Here is an 11,869-nt window from a genome sequence, read left to right as displayed (position 1 = left end):
ATTTTCGATTGAAGGTGCTTTCGGCATGAAGACGAATTTCGGGCGGGTTTGACTGATGTCCACCAAGCGCTGCTATTACGAAACCCTGGAAGTCGAGCGGAACGCGGACGAATCCAAGCTCAAGGCGGCCTTCCGCAAGCTGGCGATGAAATGGCATCCGGACAGGAATCCGGGCGATGCCACCAGCGAAATGAAGTTCAAGGAAATCAACGAGGCCTACGAAGTCCTGAAAGACGGCGACAAGCGGGCCGCCTATGACCGCTATGGCCATGCCGCGTTCGAGCAGGGCATGGGCGGCGGCGGTCCTGGCTTCGGCGCCGGCTTCGCTTCGTCGTTTTCAGATATTTTCGAGGACCTGTTCGGCATGGCCGGGCAGCGCGGGCGCGGCGGCGGACGCGAGCGCGGCGCCGATCTGCGCTACAACATGGAAATCACGCTGGAGGAAGCCTACTTCGGCAAGACCGCGCAGATCGAAATTCCGGTCTCGGTCACCTGCGAGCCCTGTTCGGGCACCGGCGCCAAGGCCGGCACCAAGCCGAAGACCTGCGCGATGTGCGGCGGTGCCGGCCGCGTCCGCCAGGCTCAGGGCTTCTTCACGCTGGAGCGGACCTGCCCCGGCTGTCAGGGCCGCGGTCAGATGATCGAGGACGCGTGCCCCAATTGCTCAGGCACGGGACGGGTGACGCGCGACCGGACGTTGTCGGTCAACATTCCGCAGGGTGTCGAGGACGGCACGCGTATCCGGCTGGCCGGCGAAGGCGAGGCCGGCGTCCGCGGCGGTCCGCCCGGCGATCTCTACATTTTCCTGTCACTGGCCACCCACGAATTCTTCCAGCGCGACGGCGCCGATTTGCACTGCCGGGTTCCGATCTCGATGGTCGCGGCCGCGCTCGGCGGCGAATTCGAGGTGCCCACCATCGACAAGGGCAAGACCAAGGTGAAGGTGCCGGCCGGGACGCAGTCCGGCCGCCGTTTCCGCATTGCATCAAAGGGCATGCCGGTGCTCCGCTCGCGCCAGACCGGCGACATGTATGTCCAGGTCATGGTCGAAACGCCGCAGAATCTGACCAAGAAGCAGCAGGAACTGCTCGCCGAGTTCGAAAAGCTCTCCTCCGGGGCAACCCAGCCGGAGGCGTTGGGCTTCTTCACCAAGGTCAAGGACTTCTTCGGCAGCCGCGCGGGCTCCTGAACCGCATGCACGTCGCCCGGGCGAGCGCCGCTCTCGCCCGGCAGTCATGATTCATTCAGCTTGCACAGGGTGTTATCGCCGGATCGTGGGCACTTGGCGCCACTGGCGCATTACCGTTTGGCTTGACCATACCCCCGTCGACCTATACGTGTTCATGACTGTTTTTTGACATTCCCGCCCGTTAGCGGGTCCCGCCTGGTAGCGACATGCCTTTGCAATCGTCCGTGCGTGCGTTGAAGAAGCCTCGTCTCGACGATGAGGTGCGCTTCCTTCGTTCATGGATTGAAAAGCCGCTGCACATGGGCGCGGTGATGCCGTCGAGCAAGGTGCTCGCCCGCACCATGGCGCAATATGTCGATGTCGATTCCGAAGGGCCGGTCGTCGAACTTGGGCCCGGCACCGGCGCGATCACCAACGCGCTGATCGAACACGGCGTAGATCAGAAGCGGCTCGTGCTGGTCGAATATAATCCGGGCTTCTGCGCCCTGCTGCGCGATCGCTATCCTCAGGCCAAGGTCGTACAGGGTGATGCCTACACGCTTCGCGCGTCGCTCGGAGGTGCGTTGCATGCGCCGGCGTCTGCCGTGATCTCCGGCCTGCCGCTCGTGACAAAACCGATGCTGACCCGCCTAAGACTGATCCGCGATGCCTTCCTGGCGCTGGCGCCGGGCGCGCCCTTCGTGCAGTTCACCTATTCGGTGGCGCCGCCGATTCCGAAATCGCTGCCGGGCGTGTCCACAGAGGCCTCCGAGCGGATCTGGATGAACCTTCCGCCCGCGCGGGTCTGGGTGTATCGCAAGGGCTGAGCCGTCCGCCCGCGCGGCCGGTTAGCCCCGAGTGCGATTTCTAAGAAATGCCCGCGTTGAAAATCCTCGTGATCCCGGGATCGCTCCGCACCGGCTCGCTCAATGTGAGGCTGGCGGCCGTGGCCGTGCACGAACTGGCGCAAGCCGGGGCCGAAGTCACCCGCATCTCGCTGGTTGATTTCCCGCTGCCGATCTATGACGGCGACCTGCAGGCCAAATCCGGCGTGCCGAAACACGCGGTCAACCTGAAGCGGATGATGGCGGCCCATCATGGCGTGCTGATCGTGACGCCGGAATACAACGCCTCAGTGCCGGCGTTGGTGAAAAACACCATCGACTGGGTCAGCCGGGTGCAGGACGCGCACGAGACCCGCGGCCAGGTGTTTCGCGATCGGGTGTTTGCGATTGCGTCGGCCTCCGGCAACCGGCTCGGTGGCGCCCGCGCGCTGGCCGCGCTGCGGCTGATCCTGTCGGCGTGTCATGCAACCGTGATACCGAACCAGTTCGCGCTGGCGTTCGCCGACGATGCCTATGATGAGATGGACCGCCTGAAGAATGCCGCTGATGCCGAGGGGCTGAAAGCGCTGGTGCGGCAGTTGATCGACGTTTCCCAACGCATGATGTGAGGTGACATGCAGCCAGCCAGTATCGCGCCGAAGGATCGGCTGATCGTTGCGCTCGACCTGCCCGGAGTGACCGAGGCGGAAGCGTTGATCGCGCGGCTCGGCGACAGCGTGAGCTTCTACAAGATCGGCTATCAGCTCGCCTATGCCGGCGGCCTGCCGCTGGCGCAGCAACTGGCGAAGTCAGGCAAGAAGGTTTTTATCGATCTCAAGCTGCACGACATCGGCAATACGGTGGCGCGCGGCGTGGAGAGCGTCGCCAAACTCGGCGCGACCTTCCTCACCGTGCACGCCTATCCGCAGACCATGAAGGCCGCGGTCGAGGCGCGCCAAGGCTCGAGTCTGAAAATTCTCGCTGTCACCGTGCTGACCTCTTATGACGATGGGGACCTCTATGCCGCCGGCTATCGTCTCAACGTCTCCGACCTGGTGGAAGCGCGCGCCCAGCAGGCGCAGGTGCTCGGCGTCGACGGCCTCGTCAGCTCGGCGGAAGAGGCGGCCGCGTTGCGCAGGATCGTCGGCCACCAGATGCGTCTGGTGACGCCGGGTATCCGCCCCGCAGGGGCTGCGACCGGCGACCAGAAGCGCATCATGACGCCGACGCGGGCGATTGCCGCAGGGGCCGACTATCTGGTGGTCGGACGTCCCATCACCGAAGCCGCCGATCCCAGGCTTGCTGCGGATGCCATTCAGTCGGAAATCAAGCAGGCGATCACGTAACAACAAGAAGGAGATTGAGATGGCCAAAGGGTACTGGATCGGACGCGTCGACGTTCACAATGACGAGGGCTACAAACCCTACATGGCGGCCAATCCGGCCATCTTCCAGAAATTCGGCGGGCGCTTCATCGTGCGCGGCGGCCAGTTCACCGCGGTCGAAGGCCAATGCCGCTCGCGCAACGTGGTGATCGAATTCGACAGCTATGAGAAAGCGCTGGCCTGCTACAATTCGCCGGAATACCAGGCCAACATCAAGGTTCGTCAGCCGCACTCGATCGCAGACCTCATCGTCATCGAGGGCTATGACGGCCCGCAGCCCTGAGCGCCTATTATTTCGCAATCCACATCTACGCCCCTCAGGCACAACGCACGTGCGGGGGGTTCCGGTAGAAGCCGCTATTTCGCGCCGCTTCGCGGGACCCATCCCATCAAGAAATGTGTGCGAATGTTTCCGATCGTGCTTGGCCGATCGGCTGCCGCCGAAAATAGCAAATAGCTGATCGTCATTCCAACAGCGAACGCGGGGTCTGCGGGCCAAACGTCAGCTATCGGACATCTCTTTTTTTGTCCCCATATGGGGATTGTGATGCCGCTCCACCTTCATCAAGTTGCGCGCCATCGAACTCCACATCGAGCGTGATGGAAATCGAGCCAACACAAAATCGCTAGTGCATGACGGGCCGTGAGCCGACCCGCATCGCGAACGCAAGGAGTAGAAACCATGGCACTCATCAATGGAACAGCCGGCAATGATGTACTACCTGGCACGCCAGATCCTGATGAGATCAACGGTCTGGCCGGCGACGATACGATTACCGGATTGGAAGGCGATGACCTTGTCAATGGCGGTGCGGGCGATGACGATATCGATGGTGGAGCCGGCAATGACACGTTGAACGGCAATGCCGGCAACGATATGATCGCCGGCGGTGAAGGCGATGACCTCGTCAGTGGCGGTGCGGGCGACGACAATATCGATGGCGGTGCCGGCAACGACACGCTGAACGGCAATGCCGGCATGGATATGATCCTCGGCGGTGAAGGCGATGACCTCGTCAGTGGCGGTGCGGGCGACGACAATATCGACGGCGGAGCCGGCAACGACACGTTGAACGGCAATGCCGGCAACGATACGATCGCCGGCGGTGAAGGCAATGACACCATCAACGGCGGCGCCGGTGATGACGATCTGTCGGGCAACGCGGGCGATGACACGCTCAGCGGCGGGCTCGGCGACGATATCCTGAACGGCAATGCGGGCATGGACACGCTGAATGGCGGTCTCGGGAACGACACGCTGAATGGCGGGGCCGATGACGACACGCTGAACGGCGGTGCCGGCAACGATACACTCAATGGCCAAGGCGGCAATGACACGATGAGCGGCGGCGACGACGCGGACGACATGGCCGGTGGTGGCGGCGACGATACCATGTCCGGCGACGACGGCGACGACACCATGGCCGGTGGTGCTGGCAACGACACGATGTCCGGCGGCGAAGGCGCGGACGAGCTCAGCGGCGGAGCTGGCGACGATACGTTGGACGGCGACGCCGGAGATGACATGCTTGTCGGCGGTGCCGATGTCGATGTGCTCAATGGCGGAGATGGAGACGATATACTCCTCGGTAACGCCGGCGACGACACCCTCAACGGCGGCGCGGGCGACGATGAGTTGAACGGCGGCAATGGCGCCGATGTCCTCGACGGTGGCGTCGGCGACGATATGCTGACAGGCGGCGCAGGCTCCGACGACCACAATTTCGGAGACAATACTGCCACCAACTTCGGCAACGATGAAGTCGCCGACCTGAACTTTGGTGATGGCGATGAAGTTAATGTCGATGCCGATCCGGCGTTTGATCCTGCCACCATCGTGGTCGATGACGATGGCACCAACACGGTGCTCGATTTCGGCTTCGGCACCATCACGCTCACCGGCGTTTCGGGCGGCCTCGGAACGGAATTCGAGTCGATCGACGACATCAACGCTGCCGCGGGTTACGAGGCCATCGAGATCGTTTAACTCCACGACTTCAGCGGGGCGGCTTCCGTGCCGCCCCGCTCCTGCCTCTCTGCAATACGTAAGTCAGTAGTAGTGCCGGCCAACATGTATTCGCGTATCCGTCGTGAGATCCCAGCGTCCGCTGCACGATCGCTGCTTGGATTGATTCCGGGACGATCCGCATTCGTGTGGGTCGTGGCCTTTAGCGTGTCATTGAACATCCTTCTCCTTGTCGTTCCCTTCTACGCCATCGAAGTGTTCGATCGGGTCATCAGCAGCGGTAGCGTTGAAACCCTCGTTGGCCTCACCATTATCGCCGTAATTGCCCTTGTTTTCAGCGCCGCGTTCGACACCCTGCGCAGCCGGCTGCTCAGTCGCTTTGCGGTTAGATTTGAGCGCTCCCTCGCTCCCATCGTGCTTGAAAGCATGATCGTTGATGCCACCAATCGGGGTGACAGGGCGCAAGATCTTGCAAAGGTGCGCGAGCTGAGGACGTTCCTGTCCAGCGCAACGATTGCATCGCTGCTCGATGCTCCCTTTCTTCCGGCGTTTATTTTCATCCTGTTCTTTCTGCACCCTTGGTACGGCCTGATTGCGCTGGTCGGAACGGCGGTCCTCCTCGCCATGGGCATTGTGAGCCGCTGGATCGCGCGCGCCGAAATCGCGCAGGCGTCCGAGGCCGCGCAGAAAACCCAGATTACACTTGACGGAATCGTCCGGCATTCCGCCCTGGTGCGTGCGATGGGCTGGACCAGAGGTGCCATCCGCGAATTCATGGACCTCAACGACCAGGCCTTGTCCCCCGTGGTTCGAGCCAGCGAGCGCGTTTATGCGATCGGCGCCGCAGCGCGCATGGTAAGAACGACTTTGCAGGTTGCGGCGATCGGCGCAGGCGCCTGGCTCGTGCTCCAGAGCGAGGTGCTGGCGGGCAGTCTGATTGCGAGTTCGATCCTGATCGCCCGTACGCTGCAGCCGATGGAAGGTCTGATCTCGGCGCGGCGCGCCCTTACTTCCGCGCACGAGGCCTGGAAGCAAGTTCAGACGGCCGCAGCGCCGGTTCTTGTTCGCGAGAAACGCACGCTGCTTCCGTCCCCGTCCGGCAGAATTGCAGTCGAGCGGGTGTCATATCGGATACCCACGACGCCGCGCCCGGTACTCGTAGGCATAAATTTCGAATGCCCGCCTTCCGGGATCATCGTCGTGATCGGGCCGACCGGCGCCGGAAAATCGACCTTGCTGCGCCTGATGGCGGGGTTGGAACGACCAAGCGGCGGCACCATCCGGTTGGACGACGCAGCCCTGAATAATTGGGACCCTGACCAGCTTGGGCAGTTTGTCGGTTATCTTCCTCAGGAGGTGCAGCTTCTGGGCGGCACAGTGGCCGAAGCAATCGCCGGCTTTGACGAACATGCGTGCGACGAGGACATCGTTGCCGCGGCCATACTTGCACAGGCGCATGAGATGATCCTGTCGCTGCCAGCCGGCTATCAGACCGAGATAGGGCGCGACGGCAACAGACTTTCCGGTGGTCAGCGCCAGAGGATCGGTCTCGCCCGTGCCTTTTTCGGGGATCGCAAACTGATCCTGCTGGACGAACCAAATGCCAATCTTGACCCGGACGGCGAGCATGCACTGTGTTCCGCCATTCAGCGGGCGAAGGCGGGCGGCGCGACACTGGTGATCGTGACCCACCGGCCCCAACTCCTGACCATCGCAGATGCCGTACTGCTTTTGAGGGATGGCGCGCAGCTCGCTTTCGGATCGCCTGCTGAAGTCCTTCGCCTGCCTGTCACCTCCGTCGCGAAGCCGCATGTCGTCCGGCAAGGTACGGAATCTCAGAAATTGGCCGTGGGGAGGACCGCTCGATGACGGAAGGAGGTCGAGATCGTGCAGTCGCCGTTTTCCGCAAGGAACGACCACGATCCGATATGCGGCGGATTATCGGATGGGGATGCGTGCTGCTGGTTCTGCAATTTTGCTGCTTCGGCGTGTGGGCGATGACAGTTCCGCTTCGTGGCGCGGTTGTGGCCCAAGGTGTCATAAAGGTTCATTCGAAGCGCAAGGCAGTCCAGCATCTTGAGGGAGGAATAGTAAAGTCAGTTCACGTCAGGGAAAACGATCAGGTCACGGCCGGCCAACTGATCGCCCGGCTCGATACCACCCAGATCGAAGCAGCCCTCGGCTCGCTTGAGACAAAATACTTTGCAGTTCTGGCGATGGAGGCGCGGCTGGCGGCCGAAGAGGCCGGCGCGAAATCCATCAGCTTTCCCGCCGAACTGAAGAGAAGCGCGAGCCATGCGTCCGCGCGCATTGCCATGCAAACCCAGGAGGGCGAGTTTGCCGCACGACTGGCCGCAATCGAGAATGAACGCAAAATGATCGATCAGCAGATGCTGCAGTTGACGGACTCTATCCGAGGCCTCGAAAGCAGCACCAAGGGTGTCGAGCAACAACTTGCGCTATTGCGAGAGGAGATAGCAGACACAAGCTACCTCCTTACAAAGGGCCTCGCCCGAAAGCCGCGCCTGTTAGCCTTGAAACGAGCCGAGGCTGAGTCGAGCGGACAGATTGACCGCAACGCAGCGTCGGTTGCGGAGAAGCGAGGCAAAATGGCGGAACTTGAGGACAGGCGCCGACAGTTGGGCTTCAACCAGAATCAGGAAATCGCGAAGCAGCGTCATGCGGCGAGCGAGGAGATCGGTGATCTCCGACATCGAATTGCCGCTCTGCGCGATCAACTTGGCCGGTCTGAATTGCGTGCCCCCGAGACCGGAAAGATCGTGGGCCTCAACAGCCGGGATCTTAGAGCCGTGCTTGCACCCCGCGAAACGTTCCTCGAAATTGTTCCGACGGAGGACCGGCTTGTCATCGAGGCAGCATTGAAACCAATCGATCGGGAAGAGGTCTATGCCGGGCAGATCGCGCGCGTGCGGGTTCACGCATTGAATATCCGTCGTCGGCCCATGCTCGACGGAAAGGTCGTCGCTGTAGCGGCAGACGCACTGACCGACGCCAAGAGTGGCGTCACGTCTTACATGGCGGAACTGGAACTTGACATCAACGCCCCGACCGCCTCGTATTTCTCTTCGTTACTGCCGGGAATGCCCGTTGAGATATTTATCGAGACGGGAGAAAGAACCTTTGCGGAATATTTACTGCAGCCAATGGAACTGCGTATCAACCGCGCGTTTAAGGAGCACTAAGCCGTCGGCGTGAATTCGACGGCATCTTGTTACGGGAGGCGCCCGTGCATGAGGATGGCAAAACACTACCCTCCAGGCAGGGTGGATTTCGCTTCAATGACGCTGAGCGCGGCGAGCCTCTTCAGTACGCCGAAGATCATCAGATAGGGGGGCCTGCGGAGCAAGGCCCAGACGAGCGCGCGATGGAATATTTCGGCAAGGCTGTTGCCGAACTTTTCGAGTGCAGCAGTTGCTACGTAGCGGCCATGTCTCACACCGGTCGGTCGGAGCTTAAAGAGGTCCGGATCGGACACGCCGCAATCGATCCCTCATGCACCATGACCGTGGCCCGAATTGCCCGCAAGGGCGCCGGGGCAGATTGCGCCCTTCTCGAACCTGTCAACGCACGCACCACGTTTGTGCGGAAACTGATCGGCTCCGAGCCAGGAACAAACGGTCATTCCATCATCGGCAGATTTGCCTCTCGCGACAGATCGACCGTAGTGTTTGTCGCGGGATGGCGGCAGGTTGCGCTCGTTCGGGCCGAAATTCCGTGTCTCGCGCGTGCCGTGCGCGCGGTTTGGGGGACGGCTCATTCCCTCGTGCAGCGTTCACCCAATCGATATCCGGACGCAGAAATCTGGCTGGAAAACCTGGCATTCCCTGCGTTCATCGTGGACGAAGGCCTGCATATTCACGAGGTCAATCGCTGTGGTCGAGCGCTATTTGCAAAGGGCGAACTGCTCAGGCTGGATGGTGACCGGCTCGCAGGGTCCAGCAGACTGGTAACCGAGCGTTTGAGGGTGGCAGTCCGCGAGGCGTTGATTCCCAGGCCCGGTCAGGTTTGGCTGAACACAACTGTGCCTCTCTCTACGGAGCGTCAGCAGTTTGCCTTCGCCAAGATCGGGGCCGCGCCAACGCATTGCGACGTGGGAAAAGCATTGATCATCGTTCCGCAATTCGATGAAGTGCTGGGGGCACACCGTATTGCGACCGCCTTCGGCTTGAACTGGGCCGAAGAGAGAATCATCGCCCGGATTCTTCAGTTCCAGTGTCCACGTGACATCGGCGCCGATCTTCGATTGACCGAGGCGACTGTAAGAACCTACACCAAGCGCATCATGCTCAAGTTGGGGATCAATCGACAGGCCGAGTTCTTTCTGCTCTATAATCTTACGCAGTCCCCATTCGGGGCCGGCAGGCGCGAAAAGGCCGTCGCGCCGACGTCACCGGATTGCCGGTTGCTTTGTGCGGCTGATAAGCGGCCACCGAACTGATGCGCCAGCTTTTGCGAAGGTCCAGGACTTCATGCGCCGTGTGACTTCCTATCGAGCCTTTGCCATCGCCGCGGCACTGGGCTTTTCTTCCAATGCGATCGCCGACAGCATTCAATTGAGCATGCCAATCGCGTGCGAAACTGGCCGGACCTGCTACATCCAGAACTACACCGATGTCGATCCGTCGGGGGCAGCGCGAGACTATAAATGCGGCACCCTGACGTATGACCGCCATAACGGGACGGACTTTCGCTTGCCGTCGCTGGCGTCGCAAAAGGCCGGCGTGGAAGTGCTGGCTTCCGCAAGTGGCCGCGTGCTTCGCACGCGAGACGGCGCGCCAGACGGCGCCGTTGGCAAGTCTGCGCCCGAAGCTGTTCGCGACGTCGAATGTGGCAACGGCGTTGTGATCGAACACCCGGAACACTGGGAAACCCAATATTGTCACATGGCTCACGGCAGCCTCGTGGTAAAGCCCGGAGAGAGAGTCAAAGTTGGGCAGCCGCTTGGCCGGGTCGGTCTCTCGGGGCTGACCGAATATCCTCATCTGCATTTCACGGTCAGGCATAAGGGAGCGGTCGTAGATCCCTTCGCGTATGGTGCCAGTTCCGGCTCCTGCGGGGGCGGCGAACTGCTGTGGCATCCGGCACTTCACGCGCAACTTGCTTATCAGGAGCGAACCATTCTGAACGCCGGCTTCGCGAATGGTCCGGTGACGATGGAGCTTGTCGAGGATGGAAGCGCGGGCATGGAAAAGCTGTCTGCCAGCGCGGCGGCAATTGTCGCTTTCGTTCGCGTCATTGGCCTGAAGGCGGGCGACGCGCAACGGCTCGTCATCGAGGATCCAACCGGAAAAACCATCGCCGAAAATCGAGCCGCGCGGCTTGAGAGCAACAAGGCGCAGTTCATGCTGTTTACCGGCAGGAAGCGTCCGACGACGGGCTGGGAGCGTGGCACCTACAAGGCCACATATGTCGTGGAGCGCGACGGCCGGATGGTTCTGGAGAGGAAGCTGGAACTCACTCTCTAGAGCAACTGGTGTTCGGGGCATCTGGTTTGAGTCGGCGGACACGATGCCGACCCATCCCAATCATGGCAGGATCGAACAGGGCAGGGCAGGATCGCTACCCTGATTGCCCTTTTGCCTCCGCTCGGCCGGATCGCTTGGCCGCCGGCGGGAGCCGCAAAAGCGCCTGATTGGTTGCCGGAACGACCTCATCCCGCTATAGGGCGTGCAGAGGTAAAAGCCATGGCCGATATGCGATTGATCGTAGCGGGGGCCGGCGGCCGGATGGGCCGCGCGCTGGTGCGCGTCATTTCGGAAACGCCGGGTGCGGTGCTGGCCGGCGCGCTTGAAGCGCCGGGCTCGGAACTTCTGGGCAAGGATGCCGGCGTGCTCGCCGGCCTGCCGGCCAACGGCGTCGAGTTGTCGGCGGACCTCTGGAAATTGTCCTCCAATGCCGACGGCATTCTGGATTTCACGGTGCCCGCCGCCACCATCGCCAATGTCGCGATCGCTGCCGAACGCGGCCTAGTGCACATCGTCGGAACCACCGGCCTGTCGGTATCAGACATGGCGGTCATCAAGAGCGTGACCTCGCGTGCGGTGGTGGTGCAGTCCGGCAATATGAGCCTCGGCGTCAATCTGCTCGCCGCACTGGTCAAGCGTGTCGCGCAGTCGCTGGACGAAAGTTTTGACATCGAAATCGTCGAGATGCACCACAAGGCCAAGATCGACGCGCCCTCGGGCACGGCCTTCCTGCTCGGTGAAGCTGCCGCCGCCGGCCGCGGCGTCGACCTGCACGCCCGCTCCGCGCGCGGCCGCGACGGCCATACCGGCGCGCGGCGGCCGGGCGACATCGGCTTCGCTTCGCTTCGCGGCGGCACCGTCACCGGCGACCACTCCGTGATCTTCGCGGGTCCGATGGAGCGGATCGAACTGACCCACCGCGCCGAGGATCGGACCATGTTCGCGCAGGGCGCGATCAAGGCGGCGCTGTGGGCGCGGGGTAAGGCGCCCGGCTTCTACACGATGACCGACGTGCTGGGGCTCGCCGACTTCTAACCATC

Annotated in this window: 11 protein-coding genes; all 11 read left to right on the top strand. The window is 62.0% G+C overall.

Annotation, left to right across the window (positions count from 1 at the left end):
- Window positions 1-55 precede the first annotated feature (55 nt).
- The 11 genes from dnaJ (at window position 56) to dapB (ending at window position 11,864) form a co-directional block, all read left to right on the top strand.
- Entirely contained in the window at window positions 56-1,189 is a 1,134-nt protein-coding gene (dnaJ, locus tag CQ13_RS21550; RefSeq protein ID WP_057844819.1) for a molecular chaperone DnaJ, read from the top strand.
- A 206-nt stretch (window positions 1,190-1,395) separates the two neighbouring features.
- Window positions 1,396-1,995, top strand: coding sequence for a class I SAM-dependent methyltransferase (locus CQ13_RS21545; protein WP_057844818.1), 600 nt, complete (start codon window positions 1,396-1,398; stop codon window positions 1,993-1,995).
- A 47-nt stretch (window positions 1,996-2,042) separates the two neighbouring features.
- Complete coding sequence (locus CQ13_RS21540) at window positions 2,043-2,621, top strand: NADPH-dependent FMN reductase (protein WP_057844817.1); 579 nt, start codon at window positions 2,043-2,045, stop codon at window positions 2,619-2,621.
- A gap of 6 nt (window positions 2,622-2,627) precedes the next feature.
- Entirely contained in the window at window positions 2,628-3,338 is a 711-nt protein-coding gene (gene pyrF / locus CQ13_RS21535; RefSeq protein ID WP_057844816.1) for an orotidine-5'-phosphate decarboxylase, read from the top strand.
- A gap of 19 nt (window positions 3,339-3,357) precedes the next feature.
- Window positions 3,358-3,660: a DUF1330 domain-containing protein gene (locus CQ13_RS21530; RefSeq protein ID WP_057844815.1), complete on the top strand. Its 303-nt coding sequence runs from the start codon at window positions 3,358-3,360 to the stop codon at window positions 3,658-3,660.
- A 399-nt stretch (window positions 3,661-4,059) separates the two neighbouring features.
- Window positions 4,060-5,364, top strand: a complete 1,305-nt coding sequence (locus CQ13_RS21525) for a calcium-binding protein (RefSeq protein ID WP_197427381.1) — start codon at window positions 4,060-4,062, stop codon at window positions 5,362-5,364.
- A gap of 84 nt (window positions 5,365-5,448) precedes the next feature.
- The gene (locus tag CQ13_RS21520) at window positions 5,449-7,212 is read left to right on the top strand and encodes a type I secretion system permease/ATPase (protein ID WP_057844814.1); all 1,764 of its coding nucleotides are present in this window, start codon (window positions 5,449-5,451) and stop codon (window positions 7,210-7,212) included.
- Between the two features lie 86 nt (window positions 7,213-7,298).
- Entirely contained in the window at window positions 7,299-8,546 is a 1,248-nt protein-coding gene (locus CQ13_RS21515; protein WP_245309254.1) for an HlyD family type I secretion periplasmic adaptor subunit, read from the top strand.
- A 44-nt stretch (window positions 8,547-8,590) separates the two neighbouring features.
- Complete coding sequence (locus CQ13_RS21510) at window positions 8,591-9,802, top strand: helix-turn-helix transcriptional regulator (protein ID WP_245309253.1); 1,212 nt, start codon at window positions 8,591-8,593, stop codon at window positions 9,800-9,802.
- A 31-nt stretch (window positions 9,803-9,833) separates the two neighbouring features.
- Complete coding sequence (locus CQ13_RS21505) at window positions 9,834-10,829, top strand: M23 family metallopeptidase (RefSeq protein ID WP_057844881.1); 996 nt, start codon at window positions 9,834-9,836, stop codon at window positions 10,827-10,829.
- Window positions 10,830-11,048: 219 nt separating this feature from the next.
- Window positions 11,049-11,864: a 4-hydroxy-tetrahydrodipicolinate reductase gene (dapB, locus tag CQ13_RS21500; RefSeq protein ID WP_057844812.1), complete on the top strand. Its 816-nt coding sequence runs from the start codon at window positions 11,049-11,051 to the stop codon at window positions 11,862-11,864.
- Window positions 11,865-11,869 lie beyond the last annotated feature (5 nt).

It is taken from the genome of Bradyrhizobium retamae, assembly GCF_001440415.1.
Classification (GTDB): Bacteria; Pseudomonadota; Alphaproteobacteria; order Rhizobiales; family Xanthobacteraceae; genus Bradyrhizobium; species Bradyrhizobium retamae.
The sequence above is the reverse complement of the archived record's forward strand: the minus strand, read 5'-3'. Positions and strand labels throughout refer to the sequence as shown.

Excerpts from the sequence above, each read along its gene's own strand:
- dnaJ (WP_057844819.1), top strand. The coding sequence starts at position 56 with ATGTCCACCAAGCGCTGCTATTACGAAACCCTGGAAGTCGAGCGGAAC.
- dapB (WP_057844812.1), top strand. The coding sequence starts at position 11,049 with ATGGCCGATATGCGATTGATCGTAGCGGGGGCCGGCGGCCGGATGGGC.
- CQ13_RS21525 (WP_197427381.1), top strand. The coding sequence starts at position 4,060 with ATGGCACTCATCAATGGAACAGCCGGCAATGATGTACTACCTGGCACG.
- pyrF (WP_057844816.1), top strand. The coding sequence starts at position 2,628 with ATGCAGCCAGCCAGTATCGCGCCGAAGGATCGGCTGATCGTTGCGCTC.
- CQ13_RS21520 (WP_057844814.1), top strand. The coding sequence starts at position 5,449 with ATGTATTCGCGTATCCGTCGTGAGATCCCAGCGTCCGCTGCACGATCG.
- CQ13_RS21505 (WP_057844881.1), top strand. The coding sequence starts at position 9,834 with ATGCGCCGTGTGACTTCCTATCGAGCCTTTGCCATCGCCGCGGCACTG.
- CQ13_RS21540 (WP_057844817.1), top strand. The coding sequence starts at position 2,043 with ATGCCCGCGTTGAAAATCCTCGTGATCCCGGGATCGCTCCGCACCGGC.
- CQ13_RS21530 (WP_057844815.1), top strand. The coding sequence starts at position 3,358 with ATGGCCAAAGGGTACTGGATCGGACGCGTCGACGTTCACAATGACGAG.
- CQ13_RS21545 (WP_057844818.1), top strand. The coding sequence starts at position 1,396 with ATGCCTTTGCAATCGTCCGTGCGTGCGTTGAAGAAGCCTCGTCTCGAC.